At 58.2% G+C, this 17,026-nt stretch carries 16 protein-coding genes; 11 read left to right on the top strand and 5 right to left on the bottom strand.

The window, feature by feature from the left end; translation table 11 throughout:
* Positions 1-5 precede the first annotated feature (5 nt).
* Positions 6-1,601, top strand: a complete 1,596-nt coding sequence (locus tag N6P30_RS01655; RefSeq protein WP_023292443.1) for an ABC transporter substrate-binding protein — start codon at positions 6-8, stop codon at positions 1,599-1,601.
* 135 nt (positions 1,602-1,736) lie between these two features.
* Complete coding sequence (locus N6P30_RS01650; RefSeq protein ID WP_008502258.1) at positions 1,737-2,411, top strand: DUF3313 domain-containing protein; 675 nt, start codon at positions 1,737-1,739, stop codon at positions 2,409-2,411.
* Between the two features lie 34 nt (positions 2,412-2,445).
* On the opposite strand, the gene N6P30_RS01645 is transcribed toward N6P30_RS01650, so the two are convergent.
* Positions 2,446-3,342: a DMT family transporter gene (locus N6P30_RS01645; protein WP_008502257.1), complete on the bottom strand. Its 897-nt coding sequence runs from the start codon at positions 3,340-3,342 to the stop codon at positions 2,446-2,448.
* Between the two features lie 173 nt (positions 3,343-3,515).
* Between N6P30_RS01645 and N6P30_RS01640 the strand changes: the two genes are divergently transcribed.
* Entirely contained in the window at positions 3,516-4,388 is an 873-nt protein-coding gene (locus N6P30_RS01640; RefSeq protein WP_023292442.1) for a helix-turn-helix transcriptional regulator, read from the top strand.
* On the opposite strand, the gene N6P30_RS01635 is transcribed toward N6P30_RS01640, so the two are convergent.
* On the bottom strand, positions 4,368-5,534 hold the full coding sequence (locus N6P30_RS01635) for a benzoate/H(+) symporter BenE family transporter (protein WP_023292441.1): 1,167 nt from the start codon (positions 5,532-5,534) through the stop codon (positions 4,368-4,370). The genes N6P30_RS01640 and N6P30_RS01635 overlap by 21 nt on opposite strands.
* Positions 5,535-5,623: 89 nt before the next feature.
* Between N6P30_RS01635 and N6P30_RS01630 the strand changes: the two genes are divergently transcribed.
* The gene (locus N6P30_RS01630; protein WP_023292440.1) at positions 5,624-6,151 is read left to right on the top strand and encodes a helix-turn-helix domain-containing protein; all 528 of its coding nucleotides are present in this window, start codon (positions 5,624-5,626) and stop codon (positions 6,149-6,151) included.
* A gap of 80 nt (positions 6,152-6,231) precedes the next feature.
* On the top strand, positions 6,232-8,196 hold the full coding sequence (locus N6P30_RS01625; protein ID WP_021242519.1) for a peptidase U32 family protein: 1,965 nt from the start codon (positions 6,232-6,234) through the stop codon (positions 8,194-8,196).
* Here the strand turns inward: N6P30_RS01625 and N6P30_RS01620 are convergent, their stop codons facing one another.
* The 3 genes from N6P30_RS01620 to ftrA form a co-directional block, all read right to left on the bottom strand.
* The gene (locus N6P30_RS01620) at positions 8,197-8,427 is read right to left on the bottom strand and encodes a DUF2554 family protein (protein WP_008502251.1); all 231 of its coding nucleotides are present in this window, start codon (positions 8,425-8,427) and stop codon (positions 8,197-8,199) included.
* 323 nt (positions 8,428-8,750) lie between these two features.
* On the bottom strand, positions 8,751-9,287 hold the full coding sequence (locus N6P30_RS01615) for a dihydrofolate reductase family protein (protein WP_023292438.1): 537 nt from the start codon (positions 9,285-9,287) through the stop codon (positions 8,751-8,753).
* Positions 9,288-9,327: 40 nt separating this feature from the next.
* The gene (gene ftrA, locus N6P30_RS01610) at positions 9,328-10,335 is read right to left on the bottom strand and encodes a transcriptional regulator FtrA (protein ID WP_023292437.1); all 1,008 of its coding nucleotides are present in this window, start codon (positions 10,333-10,335) and stop codon (positions 9,328-9,330) included.
* A 73-nt stretch (positions 10,336-10,408) separates the two neighbouring features.
* Here ftrA and N6P30_RS01605 point away from each other — a divergent pair, with 73 nt between their 5' ends.
* The 6 genes from N6P30_RS01605 to urtD all read left to right on the top strand — a co-directional run bounded on the left by N6P30_RS01605 (position 10,409) and on the right by urtD (position 17,023).
* The gene (locus N6P30_RS01605; protein ID WP_008502248.1) at positions 10,409-10,822 is read left to right on the top strand and encodes a rhodanese-like domain-containing protein; all 414 of its coding nucleotides are present in this window, start codon (positions 10,409-10,411) and stop codon (positions 10,820-10,822) included.
* 156 nt (positions 10,823-10,978) lie between these two features.
* Positions 10,979-12,082 (top strand): cobalamin-independent methionine synthase II family protein, encoded by a 1,104-nt coding sequence (locus N6P30_RS01600; protein WP_023292436.1) that lies wholly within the window; start codon positions 10,979-10,981, stop codon positions 12,080-12,082.
* Between the two features lie 200 nt (positions 12,083-12,282).
* Positions 12,283-13,554 carry an urea ABC transporter substrate-binding protein gene (gene urtA, locus N6P30_RS01595; protein WP_008502246.1) on the top strand — a complete coding sequence of 424 codons (1,272 nt, stop codon included), beginning with the start codon at positions 12,283-12,285 and terminating at the stop codon, positions 13,552-13,554.
* 24 nt (positions 13,555-13,578) lie between these two features.
* Entirely contained in the window at positions 13,579-15,153 is a 1,575-nt protein-coding gene (gene urtB / locus N6P30_RS01590; protein WP_023292435.1) for an urea ABC transporter permease subunit UrtB, read from the top strand.
* A complete protein-coding gene (urtC, locus tag N6P30_RS01585) occupies positions 15,153-16,226 on the top strand; it encodes an urea ABC transporter permease subunit UrtC (RefSeq protein WP_023292434.1) in 1,074 nt (357 codons plus the stop codon). Before urtB ends, urtC begins: the two co-directional genes overlap by 1 nt.
* Positions 16,226-17,023, top strand: coding sequence for an urea ABC transporter ATP-binding protein UrtD (gene urtD, locus N6P30_RS01580; RefSeq protein WP_023292433.1), 798 nt, complete (start codon positions 16,226-16,228; stop codon positions 17,021-17,023). Before urtC ends, urtD begins: the two co-directional genes overlap by 1 nt.
* The last annotated feature ends 3 nt before the right edge of the window (positions 17,024-17,026 follow it).

Raw genomic sequence — 17,026 nt, 5'->3', positions numbered from 1 at the left:
AAATGATGACAAGCAAACTCACAACTATTGCGCTGGCGCTTGCGGCGCTCACGGTCAGTTCCGCCGTCGCCGCGAAAACGCTGGTGTATTGTTCCGAAGGATCGCCGGAAAACTTTAATCCTCAGCTTTACACCTCGGGAACCAGCGTCGACGCCAGCGCCGTGCCGGTCTATAACCGTCTGGTCGATTTCAAACCCGGCACCACGGAGCTGGTGCCGAGCCTGGCGGAGCGCTGGGAGGTGAGCGACGACGGCAAGGTTTACACCTTCCATCTGCGTCAGGGCGTGAAGTTCCAGAGCAATAAATCCTTCACGCCAACCCGCGACTTTAACGCCGACGACGTGATTTTCTCGTTTATGCGCCAGAAAGACGTGAATCATCCCTACCATAATGTCTCTAACGGCAGCTACTCCAACTTCGAAAGCCTGGAGTTCGGCAGCCTGATAACCGCCATTGATAAAGTCGATGACCACACCGTGCGCTTTACCCTGGCGCACCCGGAAGCGCCGTTTGTCGCCGATCTGGCCTGGTATTTTGCCTCAATCCTTTCGGCGGAGTATGCCGACGCGATGCTGAAAGCGGGCACGCCGGAGAAGGTGGATATGGAGCCCATCGGCACCGGGCCGTTTAAGCTGGCGCAGTATCAGAAGGATTCCCGGATCCTGTTCACGGCGTTTGCCGACTACTGGCAGGGGAAATCGAAGCTGGACCGACTGGTGTTTAGCATCACCCCGGATGCCTCCGTGCGTTTTGCCAAAATTGAGAAGAACGAATGTCAGGTGATGCCGTTCCCGAACCCGGCCGATCTGCCGCGCATGAAGGCCAATAAAGATATCAACCTGATGAGCAAAGCCGGACTGAATACCGGCTTCCTGGCGTTCAACACGCAGAAGCCGCCGCTGGATAACGTGAAGGTCCGTCAGGCGCTGGCGATGGCCATCAACAAACCGGCCATTATTGACGCGGTGTTCCACGGTACCGGAACGGTGGCAAAGAACCTGCTGCCGCCTGGCGTCTGGAGCGCCGACAGCGAGCTTAAGGATTACGACTACGATCCTGAAAAAGCCAAAGCGCTGCTGAAAGAGGCCGGCTTTGCCAGCGGCGTCAGCATCGATTTATGGGCGATGCCGGTCCAGCGTCCCTATAACCCGAATGCGAAACGCATGGCGGAGATGATTCAGGCGGACTGGGCGAAAATTGGCGTACAGACCAAAATCGTTACCTACGAGTGGGGCGAATACCTTAAGCGTGTGAAGGGCGGGGAACATCAGGCTGCGCTGATGGGCTGGACGACCGCAACGGGCGATCCTGACAACTTCTTTGGTCCGCTGTTTACCTGCACCTCGGCAAACGGTGGATCAAATTCGGCGAAATGGTGCTATAAGCCGTTTGATAAGATCGTTGCTGAAGCCAAATCGATAACCGATCATGATAAACGGGTGGCGCTGTATAAACAGGCTCAGCAGATGATGCATGACCAGATGCCTGCGGTGATGATTGCGCATTCAACGATTTTCGAACCGGTGCGCAAGGAGGTGAAGGGCTATGAAATCGATCCGTTTGGCAAACATCTGTTCTGGCAAGTGGATATAAATCAGTAATTTTTCACTGCCCGGCATGCGTCCGGGCAATCTTTTTGCAATTTGTGCTCCCGGCATCATTTTTTGTCACAACAAACCCGCCAGACTTTTGCTATAACTTCAAATGCATACTTGCAGATAACATGGAAAACTATCATGCGTACTCAAACTTTTTTTAAAGTTGCAGTGCTTACTGGTCTGTTGGCGTTGGCGGGCTGTTCTTCAAAAGTCGCCGCTCCGGAACAATACTCCGGCTTTTTAAAAGATTATTCAGGCTTGCAGCAAACGACCTCGGCGACGGGAAAACCAACGCTGCGTTGGGTCGATCCTTCGTATAACGAAGCCAATTACGACAGCATTCTCTGGACGCCAATTACCTATTATCCAACGCCAAAACCCACCACGCAAATTGGGCAAAAAACGCTTGATGAGTTGTTGAATTACACCAATAACAAAATGAAAACGGCGATTGGTACGCGTAAGCCAGTTGTCACCACGCCGGGTAAACACAGCCTGATTTTCCGTGGCGCGATTACCGGGGTGAGTTCGCAGAAAGAGGGGCTGCAGTTCTATGAAGTGGTGCCTGTGGCGCTGGTGGTTGCCGGGACGCAGATGGCAACCGGACACCGCACCATGGATACGCATCTCTTCTTTGAAGGTGAGCTGATCGATGCGGCCACCAACAAACCGGTTATGAAGGTGGTACGTAAAGGCGAAGGTAAAGAGCTGAATAACGAAAACACACCAATGACCTTTGCGACGCTGAAGCAGGTTGTTGATGACATGGCGACGGACGCCACCATGTTTGATGTGAAAAAGACCGCGAAATAAAATAAAACGGCCTGCGTAATGCAGGCCTTTTTATTTATGCCATTCGTAAGCGTCTGAACCAGGTTTCCGGTTTGGTAAACATCACCATATTTCCTCCCAGAATCAGCACTAATCCCACGATACCGTTGACATGCCAGACGTAGCCTTCATACACCGTGGAGATGGAGAGCGCCACCAGCGGGAAGAGCAGCGTGCTGTAGGCCGCTTTGCCCGGGCCAATACGTCCCACCAGCGTGAAGTAGGCGCCAAAAGCAATCACCGAGCCAAACAGGGCCAGATACACCAGCGCGCCGAGATAGCTCACCGTCCATTCCGGTACAAAGCTATCGCCTCTGAACAGCGCAATGCAGCCCATCACCAGCGTGCCATAGAGCATCGCCCAGGCGTTGGTGGTCATGGTTTCCAGGCCTCTGCGCTGATGGCGCATGCTGATCATATTGCCCAGCGAGAAGCCGTAGGTACCCAGTGCGGAAAGCCCAATACCGGTCAGGAGTGACGCGCTCCAGCCGCTGGCCAGCAGATCGTCCCAGAAGAGGGTGACAATCCCGACCAGCCCCAGCGCCGCCGCCGTCCAGAAACGCGCGGGCGGGCGCTGGCCGAAGAAAATAAAGCTGTTAATGGCGTTATAGAGTACCGCCATGGAGAAGATCACCGACTCCAGCCCGGTATTGATATGTGCCGCTGCCGTGTAAAAACACCAGAAGTTAAAGCAGAAAACACAGCATCCCTGAAGCAGGCAAAAAAGATGATCCCGAAGCGCCAGCGTGCGCAGGCGACGCAGGGCGAGTAACACCACCATCATGGTGAGGCTGGCGACGGCGAAGCGCCAGAAAATGGACACCGGCGCCGCGACGGGGCCCTGCTGCAGGAAAATCGCAATCCAGGTGGTTCCCCAGATAATGACCACGAGTCCGTATAATAATGCGTTCATAGTTGTCTCTTCTTAAACCGCGGAAGCCCGCAGTATGACGCTGAGATGCGTAACGGGCTTTCACCCGCTTGCGGCAGACTTGCAAAATCTTGCGCTTTTTTCTTCTGGAGGGACTGGCAACGGGCGACAACTCTTCTTAGACTGATATTCCGATTCTTCACGCGCTAACGGTTATGTCTCACGCTTACGATACCTTTGAAACGCTTTGCCAACAGAATGCAGTCCTGCGGGAAACCGTCTCGCTGAATTCGGGTATTCAGCTGGCCGCGTGGTACAACAAGCACGACACGATCACCGTAAAGAGCAACCATCATACCCTCAGCCTGTACGTGGCGGACGGCTACGAAAGCTATCAAAAAACGCCAGGAGGCTGGAAGAACGGCGGGGGGCCGGACCGTTTCTGCCTGATGCCCAAAGAGAGCGAATCGACGTGGGATATCCGCGATGACCTGTCGTTTGTGCATCTCTACTGCACCGATGAACACCTGCGCGACGTGGGAGAAAAAATCTGGGATAAGCGGCCGCTTTCGCTGACCCTGGACGAGCGTATTTTTGGCAGCGACCCGAAGATCACCACGCTGTATCGCCAGTTTTTACTGGGCTGTGACTGGCAGCAGCACGCCAACCAGCTCACCCTGAGCACGGCCTCCACGCTGCTGCTGACCCATCTGCTGCAAAACTACTCAAACGTGCAGTGGAAGCTGCCGGTCGTCACCGGCGGGTTATCGCCGTTTGTTCTGCGCAACGTGCTGGCCTTTATCGAAGAGAACCTGGGGCAGCCCCTGACGCTGGCCGAGCTGGCGGCGCAGGCTGCCCTCAGCGAATACCATTTTGCTCGCATGTTCCGCCAGTCGACGGGGCTGGCACCGCATCAGTACGTGATGCACAGGCGTATGGTCAAAGCGAAAGAGCTGGTGCAGCATACCTCCATGCCACTGACGGACATTGCGCTGGCCTGCGGGTTTAACTCCGCCAGCCACTTCAGCAACCGCTTTCGCAGCGCGACGGGCATGACGCCGTCGCAGCTACGCGCGGCGAGCGCGTGAAAACAGGGCGTAACATACCCCGCCCAGCACCAGCCCCCAGAACGCCGAACCGATGCCCAGGATCGTGACGCCGCTTGCGGTCGTCAGAAACGTGACGATGGCCGCGTCGCGCTCCGCTTCGTGACTCAGCGCCTGGTATAAACTCCCGCTGATGGTGCCCAGCAGCGCCAGACCGGCGAGCGTCTGGATCCAGCTGAGCGGCAGGGCGGCCATCAGCCCGGTAATAGAGCCACCGAAAATTCCCGCCAGCATATAAAACCCGCCGGCTGCGATGGCTGCCAGCCAGCGTTTATCCGCGTCCGGATGTGCATCCGGGCTTTGACAAATGGCGGCGGTAATGGCCGCAATGCAGATAGAAAAGACGCCAAACGGAGAAAACAGCAGCGCCAGTCCACCCGTCACGATGATGAGCGGTGAGGCCGCCAGCGGGTAGCCGGAGGCTTTCATGGTGGCGAAACCCGGCGCATTTTGCGAGGCCATGGTCACGAGGAAGAAGGGCAAGCCAATACTCACCAGGCTGGTGAAGGTGAAGGCGGGCGCAATAAATTCGGGTTTCACCAGTGAAAGGGTGAACTTATCCGTGACAACGTCACCACCGGCCCAGGCCACGATACCGCCCACCAGAAGCGTGACCACGATGGCATAGCGCGGCGACAGCGCTTTTGCGATCAGCCATGCCGCAATCATGCTGCCGCACAGCAGAAAGTGCCCCTCAAGATGCGCAAACGCGTGCAGGCCAAACTGCAGCAGTACCCCGGCGAGCATGGCGGCAGCAAGCGAATGGGGGATCAACGTCATCAGACGGGCGAAAAGCCCGGTGATGCCGCAGAGCAAAATTAGCGCGTTGGCAAAGATGAACACGCCGATGGTTTCCGCCAGCGTGACGCCGTGCAGGCTGGTGGCGAGCAGCGCCGCGCCGGGCGTCGACCAGGCGGTCAGCACGGGCGCTTTGTACCACCAGGAAAGCACCAGCGTGCTGACGCCCATCCCAATCCCCAGCGCGGTCACCCAGCCTGCGATCTGCTGCGCGCTGGCGCCAGCCGCGGCGGCGGCCTGCCAGATGATGGCGGCCGAGCTGGCGTAACCCACCAGAACGGCGACAAATCCAGCCAGTACGACCGGAACAAGATGAGAGGAAAGGCGCATGAAAACTCCGTTGTGCGTTATAACGTCCGGAGTAAGGTAACACTGTGCGTTATAGCGTACAAGTGGTATGCTCGTCGTCAGGAGGAAATATGGACATCACACAACACCTTGCAGCAACACTGAAAACATTACGCCAGGCACGGGGCTGGAGCCTGTCGAAGCTGGCTGACGAAACCGGCGTATCAAAGGCCATGCTCGGGCAAATCGAGCGAAATGAATCCAGCCCCACGGTGTCGACGCTGTGGAAAATTGCCACGGGACTGAACGTGCCGTTTTCCGCCTTCATCACGCCGGAGGCGGACCGGCAGGCGGTGTTTGACCCGCAGCAGCAGGCGATGGTCGTCAAGCCGCTCTTTCCGTGGGACGAGGCGCTCCGGTTTGATTATTTCTCCATTACCCTGGCCCCCGGCGCCCTGAGTGAATCCACGCCGCATGAGGCGGGGGTGATTGAACATGTGGTGGTGGTCAGCGGCGAGCTGGAGATGAAGCTCGAGGGCAATTGGAAGACGATTTCAGCCGATTCGGGCGTCCGTTTTGCCGGCGATAAACCGCACGCCTACCGCAACAGCAGCGACCGGACGGTGCATTTTCACTCCCTCATTCATTATCCCCGCTGAGGCTACGCAAAACTGTTTCGCTGACGCAGACTTCTGACTACAATAGCCGCCATTTTGACCATAACGGATAACGACGAAGTATGCGCCTGCAATCCCATCATCTTGAACTTTTAAGCCCGGCCCGTGACGCCGCCATTGCCCGTGAAGCGATCCTTCATGGCGCAGACGCCGTCTACATTGGCGGCCCGGGCTTCGGTGCCCGCCATAACGCCAGCAACAGCCTGAGCGATATTGCTGAACTGGTGCCGTTCGCCCACCGTTTCGGGGCGAAGGTGTTCGTCACCCTGAACACCATTCTTCATGATGATGAGCTGGAGCCTGCGCAACGTCTGATTACCGATCTCTATCAGGCCGGGGTGGATGCCCTGATCGTTCAGGATATGGGCGTGCTGGAGCTGGATATTCCGCCCATTGAGCTGCACGCCAGTACCCAGTGTGATATCCGCACGGTAGAGAAGGCGAAGTTCCTCTCCGACGTCGGCTTTTCGCAGATCGTTCTGGCCCGCGAGCTGAACCTGAATCAAATCCGCGATATTCACCAGGCGACAGACGCGACGATTGAATTCTTCATCCACGGCGCGCTGTGCGTCGCCTATTCCGGCCAGTGCAACATTTCCCACGCGCAGACGGGCCGCAGCGCCAACCGCGGGGACTGCTCTCAGGCCTGCCGTCTGCCGTATACCCTGAAAGACGATCAGGGCCGCGTGGTGGCATTTGAAAAACACCTGCTCTCGATGAAGGATAACGACCAGACCGCCAATCTGGGCGCGCTGATCGACGCGGGCGTGCGTTCCTTCAAGATTGAAGGGCGCTATAAAGATATGAGCTACGTGAAGAATATCACCGCGCACTATCGCCAGATGCTGGACGCCATCATCGAAGATCGCGGTGACCTGGCGCGCGCGTCGGCTGGCCGTACCGAGCATTTCTTTATTCCGTCGACGGACAAAACGTTCCACCGCGGCAGCACGGACTATTTCGTGAATGCCCGTAAAGGGGATATCGGTGCGTTTGACTCACCGAAGTTTATCGGTTTGCCGGTGGGGGAAGTGCTGAAAGTGGCGAAAGATCACCTTGATGTTGCGGTGACGGAGCCGCTGGCGAACGGCGATGGCCTTAACGTGATGATTAAGCGTGAGGTTGTGGGCTTCCGCGCCAACACGGTGGAGAAAACCGGTGAGAACCGCTACCGCGTATGGCCGAATGAAATGCCGGCCGATCTCTACAAGGCGCGGCCGAACGCGGCGCTTAACCGTAACCTCGATCATAACTGGCAGCAGGCGCTGCTGAAAACCTCCAGCGAGCGTCGTATCGCGGTGGATATTGAACTGGGCGGCTGGGAAGAGCAGCTGATTCTGACCATGACCTGTGAAGACGGCATCAGCGTAACGCATACGCTTGATGGCCTGTTCGAGGTGGCAAACAACGCGGAGAAAGCGCTCAACAGCCTGAAGGATGGCGTCGCAAAGCTGGGGCAGACGATTTACTACGCCCGCAACGTTGAGGTCAATCTGCCGGATGCCCTGTTTGTGCCGAACAGTTTGCTCAACCAGTTCCGACGTGAAACCGCCGAGATGCTGGATGACGCGCGCCTGGCGAACTACCCGCGCGCTAGCCGTAAAGCGGAAACCGTTCCTGCGCCCGTCTACCCGGATACGCATTTATCCTTCCTCGCCAACGTCTACAACCATAAAGCGCGTGAATTCTATCATCGCCACGGCGTGCAGCTGATCGACGCGGCTTATGAGGCGCATGAAGAGAAGGGCGATGTGCCGGTGATGATCACCAAGCACTGCCTTCGTTTCGCGTTTAACCTGTGTCCTAAGCAGGCGAAAGGCAACATCAAGAGCTGGAAGGCCACGCCTATGCAGCTCGTAAACGGTGACGAAGTGCTGACCCTCAAATTTGACTGCCGTCCGTGCGAAATGCATGTGATTGGCAAGATGAAAAACCACATCTTCAAAATGCCGCAGCCCGGCAGTATTGTGGCGTCCGTCAGCCCGGACGATTTGATGAAAACCCTGCCAAAACGCAAGGGCAGCTAACTACCGAACGTGCGTGTCCGGTTTGCGCGATTTCTGCCACAGGTGGTGTTCGCGCAAACCCTCCGCCGACTCCTCCGCCGCGCTTCGCAATTCATCGCTATCGGCTTCATGACGCAGCTGATGATCCACATTCTTTACCCACAGATATTCATGTCCTTTGTGCCCGGCCATAAGCTGGCCTGAAAAGAGGGCACAGATAAGCATCACGAGAGATAAACCTTTTTTAACCATGAGGTCACCGCGGAATAACATTGCGGCTTAATGATGCCGATTATTTATTATGGTTATTATTCAAAAGTTCAAATTAGCGCAAAGGGAATGTCAAAGAGTATGATTTCAGGCGCGCTGCATCTCATCAGAGATCATTACCAGTGCGGGTTAAAAAGGCTGTTTAACCTTCGTTAAGACAACGAATGTTAGGTTGTATGGGATCCGCAGCCCGGCCATGGAGTGTCGGGACGTAGAGACCAAAATACAAATCTATCCATGCAAGCATTTACCGCCATTTTTTGGCGGTTTTTTTTGCGCATAACGTAGCGGTGTTGGCCGTGGGGTTATGGCATCACCCGATAGTGCGACTGCACCAGACCCGAGGGGAAGCAGCGGCTGGAGACCAGCGTCAAATCGATATCCCCGGGAAGGGCGCCAAACAGCGATTTTCCCGAACCGAGCAGGACAGGAACGGTTGCGATCACCATATCGGCCACCAGCCCTTCTCGCAGGAACGACTGTATGACTTGCCCACCATCAAGATAGACGCGACGGGCGTTCTGCCTCGCCAGATCGTCGAGCACCTCCTTTGGCGTGCGGCTGGAAAACTGTACTTTCTCCCTCAGCGCGTCGGGTACGGGCGTGTCGGCCAGCTGTCGGGAGAGCACCAGCACGGGCCGGTCATAAGGCCATGTCTCAAAGGTCCGCACCTTCTCATAGCTCCCCCGGCCCATCACGATCCAGTCTTTGTCCGCGATGAACGCCGTGTAGCCATGATCCTCATTCGGGTCATCGCGCTGCAGCAGCCAGTCGATATCATCATTGTGTCGGGCGATGTAGCCATCAAGACTGGTTGCGATAAAAACGTGTGTGGTGACCATCAGGTTCTCCGTATTCCAGCAAAACCAAAAGACTGACGCCTCAGCGGGCAGTACCGGCATGAGAAAATTGTTTACGGTACTGGGCCGGGGAAATCGCGAACTGCTGGCGAAAATGATGACGCAGCGTCGATGCCTGACCAAACCCGGTCTGTTCCGCGATGCTGTCGATGCTTAAACGACTGCTTTCCAGATAATCTTTCGCCCGCAGCAGGCGCTCATTGAGTAACCAGCGGGCAGGCGTCGTTCCCGTTGCCGCTTCGAAGCGACGCAGAAACGTGCGCTGACTCATACCGACACGACGCGCCAGCGAGTCGACGCTGTGCGGCTCGGTAAGATGCGTGTGCAGAAAATCAAACAGCTGACCGAGGCGCTGGCTTTCCCGCAGCTGCGCCACCGGGCGGCTCAGCTGTTGCGGCTGAGATCCATCCCGGTGAGGGGGAATGACAAGCCGCCTCGCCACGCTGTTGGCGGTTTCCATCCCGAAATCCCGACGCACGACGTGCAGACAGAGATCGATCCCCGCCGCGCTGCCTGCGGAAGTCAGGATCTCGCCTTCGTCCTGGTAGAGCACATCCTCGACCACGTCGATGTCAGGGTAGCGGGCTTTAAGCGTCTCAATGTAGCGCCAGTGCGTCGTGGCTTTGCGTCCGTTGAGCAGACCGGAGGCGGCCAGCACAAATACGCCCGAGCAGATGGAGAGCAGCTGACAGCCCCGCGCGCTGGCTTGACGTAATGCGTTGCAGAGCGCGTCCGGGACCGGCGAGTCCACCCCCCGCCAGCCCGGTACCACGATCAGATCGGCAGACGCAAGCAGGGAGAGATCGCCATCGGTAATGATGCGGATCCCGCCTGTCGCCCGAAGCTCACCGTCATCAACGCTTGCCACAGCAAAACGATACCAGTCGTCACCCAGCTCGGGCCGCGGCAGGCCGAAGATTTCCACCGCCACCCCAAACTCAAAGGTACACAGACCGTCATACGCCAGCACCACCACCTTCGGGCGGGCAATCTGTCTTAACGTTGTCATCTTTTTGCTGTTTTCTGGCATAAGCGAGCGCATTCATGAGCTGAATTTGTGGATAGAGTAGTGTTAACACAAACGCCAAAGATGAGGAAGGATCATGAGCTATGTTACTGAATTTCCGGCTGCCGAACCGCAGGAAGCCGTTACCCATTTTCTGCGTCGCCTGAGCGTCGAAACCGACTGCGCCGATGTGCATCATGCCATCACGCATAATGAGCAGGACTTTGTTTTGCTGCACGTGGTGGGGAGCCCGGAGCAGTTTGCCCGTCGCCATGTGCCGGGCGCTCTGCATATGCCGTGGAGCCAGATGACCGCTGAGCGCATGGCCCAATGGCCTGAAGGGACGCTGTTTGTCGTCTACTGCGCAGGGCCGCACTGTAACGGCGCGGACAGGGCGGCGCTGAAGCTGGCGCGTCTCGGGCTGCCGGTCAAAATCATGCTCGGCGGCATCACCGGCTGGGAAGATGAACGCTACGCGTTTGCCAGCGAGGCGTCCGTCGCCGCGCTGTGAAGATGAATTTTTTTCAACACCCGTGAAATTTTCTCGTTTGCCGGCACCGGTGAGGTATGACATTGTTTTTGGACATTTAGACATCCAGAAGTCTAAAGCTTCAAGTAATGAATTATCACTGCGGGCAATTATCGCCGGCAGACTGAGGAGATTGCCATGCAACGACACCACGCCCCGTACCGCGCCGACGTAGTCGGCAGTTTTTTACGCCCGGATGCCATCAAGCAGGCTCGCCTGAAATTTGCCAGCGGCGAGATTGATGCCGGGCAGCTTCGCGCGGTGGAGGACGAGGCCATTCGCCACGTCGTCGAGCAGCAGTGTGCGTGCGGCCTGCATGTGGTTACCGACGGTGAGTTTCGTCGTGCCTGGTGGCACTTCGACTTCTTCGACGGACTGCAGGGCGTTGAGCGTTACGATTCGCAGCAGGGCATCCAGTTTAACGGCGTGCAAACCAAAGCCCACGGCGTGCGCGTCACCGGCAAGCTGGGCTTTGGCGAGCACCCGATGCTGGACGATTTCCGCTATCTGAAAAGCATCAGCGGTAACGTCCAGCCAAAAATGACCATTCCGAGCCCAAGCGTGCTCCATTTCCGCGGCGGTCGCAAAGACATTGATGCGACCGTGTATCCTGACCTTGACGTCTATTTCGATGACCTGGCGACGACGTGGCGCGATGCCATCCGGGCCTTCTACGACGCGGGCTGCCGTTATCTGCAGCTGGATGACACCGTCTGGGCCTATCTCTGTTCGGACGACCAGCGCCGTCAGATCCGCGAGCGCGGCGACGACGCCGATGAGCTGGCGCGCATCTATGCCCGCGTGCTGAACAAGGCGCTGGAGGGCAAGCCGGACGATCTGACCATCGGACTGCACGTCTGTCGCGGCAATTTCCGTTCCACCTGGATTTCCGAAGGCGGCTACGAGCCGGTAGCGGAAGTGCTGTTCGGAACGGTTAACGTGGACGCCTTCTTCCTCGAATATGATAACGACCGCAGCGGGGATTTCGCGCCCCTGCGCTTTGTTCGCCCGGGCAAACAGCAGGTGGTGTTGGGTCTTATCACTACAAAAAACGGCGAGCTGGAGAATCCGGAGGGAATTAAAGCCCGTCTTGAGGAGGCGGCGAAATACGTGGCGAAAGAGCAGATTTGCCTTAGCCCGCAGTGCGGCTTTGCCTCGACCGAAGAGGGCAACAGCCTGAGCGAAGCCCAGCAGTGGGACAAAGTCCGGCTGGTCACGCAGATCGCCAGCGAAGTCTGGTAACCCCGTTATACGGCGCTGCATTATAAAAGTGCAGCGCTGTACCATTCTGAGTCGTTCTCTTTACATCCGGCGTTCCCCTCCCAGAAATAGCGCTTTCTCCATTCTGGCACTCTTTTTGCTCCTGCTTCGCTGACACTTTTTTTCCGCGTCCACGCCGTACCGGACGTTTTCGCACAGCGTTCTTTTTCAGGAGTGAAAATATGCAGCGTCGTACCTTATTAAAAGCTTTTGCGTTATCCGCGTCCGTCGTGGCGATGGGGATGAGTTTTGGCGCGCAGGCGGCCGATACCATCAAGGTGGGGATCATGCATTCGCTGTCCGGCACCATGGCCATCTCCGAAACCCCGCTGAAAGACGTCGCGCTGATGACCATCGATGAGATCAACGCCAAAGGCGGCGTGCTGGGCAAGAAGCTGGAGCCGGTGGTGGTGGATCCGGCCTCAAACTGGCCGCTGTTTGCCGAGAAGGCGCGTCAGCTGCTGAGCCAGGATAAAGTGGCGGTGGTATTCGGCTGCTGGACGTCGGTGTCGCGCAAATCCGTACTGCCGGTCTTTGAGGAGCTGAACGGCCTGCTGTTCTATCCGGTGCAGTATGAAGGCGAAGAGATGTCGCCAAACGTCTTCTATACCGGCGCGGCGCCGAACCAGCAGGCCATCCCGGCGGTGGAATACCTGATGAGTGAAGACGGCGGCGCGGCGAAGCGCTTCTTCCTGCTGGGCACCGATTACGTTTACCCGCGCACCACCAATAAGATCCTGCGCGCGTTCCTGCATTCGAAAGGGGTGGAGGATAAGGACATCGAAGAGGTTTATACCCCGTTTGGCCATAGCGACTACCAGACCATCGTCGCCAACATCAAAAAATTCTCCGCGGGCGGCAAAACTGCCGTGGTGTCGACCATCAACGGCGACTCCAACGTGCCGTTCTACAAAGAGCTGGCTAACCAGGGGCTGAAGGCGACGGACGTGCCGGTGGTGGCGTTCTCCGTGGGTGAAGAAGAGCTGCGCGGGATCGACACCAAACCGCTGGTGGGTAACCTGGCAGCCTGGAACTACTTTGAGTCCGTGGATAACCCGACTAACCAGGCGTTTGTAGCGGATTACAAAGCCTATGCGAAGGCGCACAAGCTGCCGAACGCCGATACCGTCGTAACTAACGATCCGATGGAAGCCACCTACGTAGGTATTCACATGTGGGCGCAGGCGGTGGAAAAAGCGGGCACTACCGATGTGGACAAAGTGCGTGCGGCGATGGCTGGTCAGTCCTTTAAGGCGCCGTCAGGCTTTACGCTCACCATGGATGCCACCAACCATCATCTGCATAAGCCGGTCATGATCGGTGAAATCGAAGGCAACGGTCAGTTCAACGTGGTCTGGCAGACGGAGCAGCCGGTACGCGCCCAGCCGTGGAGCCCGTTCATCGCCGGGAATGATAAAAAACCCGACCAGCCGATGAAAACCGCCAGCAACTAAGCCATCACCGCAGGGAGAAACGTCATGAACGCCATGCGCCTGTTCATCGCTCTTGTATGGCTTTCCGGACTGCTGCCAGGGATGGTGCAGGCATCGGATGCCGATCGTTTTGTTGCCGCCAGCCGCAGCCAGCAGGCGGATTTGTTGACGCAGTGGGCCGCCGCGCCGGATGCGTCACGACTGCCGCTCCTTGAGGCGCTACAAAAGGAAAATCTCTACGTCGATACGCAAAAGCATGCCTTTGCACAACGCGATGGCAACGTCATCCCGCTGGGGGAGAGTCAGACGGCAGAGGGCCCAACCAAAGCCGTGCGCCTGACGAACCGGCTGCGTGTGCTGGCTGCAACCGCTATCGCCACGCATCAGCTGGTGAGTGACAGTGTCACCGAAAGGCGGGCGGCGGCGCGTCAGCTGCAGCGCGATGCCCAGCCCGGGATGCTCGCTTTTCTGGAAAAGCGTGTGAACGATGAGACGGACGCCGTGGCGCGTCAGGCGCTGCTGCTGGCGGTCGCGAATCTCCAGCTGGCCAGCCCGCAGCCGGAAGTGCGCCGCAAGGCCGTCGAATTGTTAGGCCAGTCAGACGATCCGGACGTGCAGTCCAGGCTTACCCCGTTTACCCTGCCACAGACGGAGCCGGATAGCGCGGTGCGCGCGGCCGCAGAAGAGAGTCTTAGCCAGATCCAGCACCGCCTGATGTGGGGCGACCTGCTGGGCCAGGCGTTTATGGGGCTGTCCCTTGGGTCGGTGCTGCTGCTGGCCGCGCTGGGGCTGGCTATCACCTACGGCCTGCTGGGGGTGATTAACATGGCCCACGGCGAGATGCTGATGCTGGGGGCATATGCCACCTGGATGGTGCAGCAGGCGATGGCCGGGCTTGCGCCCCAGTGGCTGGCGCTCTATCCCGTTATCGCCTTGCCGGTCGCGTTCTGCCTGACGGCGGGCATTGGAATGGTGCTGGAGCGCACGGTGATCCGTCATCTGTACGGTCGTCCGCTGGAAACGCTGCTGGCGACGTGGGGCATCAGCCTGATGCTTATCCAGCTGGTGCGCATGACCTTTGGCGCCCAGAACCTGGAGGTGGCGAACCCGGCATGGCTCTCCGGCGGGGTGCAGGTTTTTGCCAACCTGACGCTGCCGTGGAACCGCATCGTGGTGCTGGGCTTCGTGCTGCTGGTGCTGTTCTTTACCTGGCTCATTCTGAATAAAACCCGTCTGGGGCTTAAGGTGCGGGCGGTGACGCAAAACCGCAGCATGGCCGCCTGCTGCGGGGTACCGACAGGGCGCGTCGATATGCTGGCGTTCGGGCTTGGCTCCGGGATTGCGGGGTTAGGCGGCGTGGCGTTATCGCAGCTCGGTAACGTCGGGCCGGAGCTGGGCCAGGGCTATATCATCGACTCCTTCCTTGTGGTGGTGCTTGGAGGCGTAGGCCAGCTGGCAGGCAGCGTGGCCGCGGCGTTTGGGCTGGGGATCTTTAATAAAATCCTTGAACCACAGATGGGGGCGGTGCTGGGCAAGATCGTGATTCTGGTGGCGATCGTGCTGTTTATTCAGAAACGCCCCCAGGGACTGTTTGCGCTGAAAGGGAGGGTGATTGACTGATGAGCCAGCCGCTGACCTTAACGCTGGCGCGCAAAGCGCCACGCACCACGCAGATAGCGGGCAGCCTGCTGGTGGTGTGTTTGCTGATACTGCCGTTTTTCGCCTTACTGCCTGCGACGCATCCGCTGGCGCTGTCGACCTGGATGCTGACGCTGATTGGCAAGATCCTCTGCTATGCCATCGTGGCGGTGGCGCTGGATCTGGTGTGGGGCTACGCCGGCATGCTGTCCCTTGGGCACGGCCTCTTCTTCGCCCTGGGCGGCTATGCGATGGGCATGTACCTGATGCGCCAGGCGTCAGGTGACGGTCTGCCCGCGTTTATGTCGTTTCTCTCCTGGAGCGAGCTGCCCTGGTTCTGGTGGGGCACCCAGCACTTTGCCTGGGCGCTGGTGCTGATTGTGCTGGTGCCGGGCCTGCTGGCGCTGGTGTTTGGCTGGTTTGCCTTCCGCTCGAAGATCAAAGGGGTCTATTTCTCGATTATGACCCAGGCGCTGACCTATGCCGGGATGCTGCTGTTCTTTCGCAACGAAACCGGGTTTGGCGGCAATAACGGCTTTACCGGTTTTACCACGCTGCTCGGGTTTTCGGTAACGGAAACGACCACCCGCATCGCGCTGTTCCTGGCGACCGTGCTGTTGCTGCTTCTGGCCCTGGGCACCGGGTTTGCGCTGGCGAAAAGCAAGTTTGGCCGCATCCTGACCGCCGTGCGCGACGCCGAAAACCGCCTGACCTTTTGCGGCTACGATCCGCGCGGGTTCAAGCTGCTGGTGTGGACGCTTTCTGCCGTGCTGTGCGGTCTGGCGGGGGCGCTGTACGTCCCACAGGTCGGCATTATTAACCCCGGTGAAATGTCGCCGACGAACTCGATAGAGGCCGCCATCTGGGTGGCGCTGGGCGGGCGCGGCACGCTGGTGGGGCCGGTGATTGGCGCGGCGCTGGTGAACGGGGCGAAAAGTTTCTTCACCGTCGCGATGCCGGAGTACTGGCAGCTGTTTCTGGGGCTGATTTTTATCGCCGTCACGCTGTTCTTGCCGCGCGGCGTCTACGGTCTGTTGCGTAAGGGAGAGAAATGATGCAGCCAACGGAAGGATTATTTACCCGCCAGCTGCCCGGCGATCGCTACCGGGACCAGACTGACCCGGTGCTTCAGCTTGAATCCATTAACGTCAATTTTGATGGTTTTCAGGCCCTGACCGATCTCTCGCTGAATATCGGCGTGGGCGAGCTGCGCTGCGTGATTGGCCCCAACGGTGCGGGTAAAACCACGCTGATGGACGTCATCACCGGCAAAACGCGGCCAAAGAGCGGCAGGGCGATTTACGATCAGTCCATCGACCTGACCGCGCTGGAGCCTGCGGCCATCGCCCGCCAGGGCATCGGGCGTAAATTCCAGAAGCCCACGGTTTTTGAAGCGCTGACGGTGTGGGAAAACCTTGAGATCGCGATGAAAACCGATAAGTCCGTCTGGGCGAGCCTGCGGGCAAAACTCAACGGCGAGCAGCGTGACCGCATTGACGAGATGCTGGTTTTGCTGCGCCTTAGCGCGGAGCGCGACCGACGGGCCGGGCTGCTTTCCCACGGGCAGAAACAGTTCCTGGAGATCGGCATGCTGCTGGTGCAGGACCCGCATCTGCTGCTGCTGGATGAACCCGCCGCCGGAATGACCAACGCGGAAACGGAATACACCGCAGAGCTGTTCAAAACCCTGGCGGGCAAACACTCCCTGATGGTGGTGGAGCACGATATGGGCTTTGTTGAAACGATTGCCGACCACGTGACGGTGCTGCATCAGGGGCGGGTGTTGGCGGAAGGGTCACTTCGCGACGTGCAGGCCAACGAGCAGGTGATTGAGGTCTATCTGGGACGATAAGGA

The sequence above is a fragment of the Enterobacter sp. PL1 genome, from assembly GCF_945957325.1.
GTDB classification, from domain to species: domain Bacteria; phylum Pseudomonadota; class Gammaproteobacteria; order Enterobacterales; family Enterobacteriaceae; genus Enterobacter; species Enterobacter roggenkampii.
The sequence above is the reverse complement of the archived record's forward strand: the minus strand, read 5'-3'. Positions and strand labels throughout refer to the sequence as shown.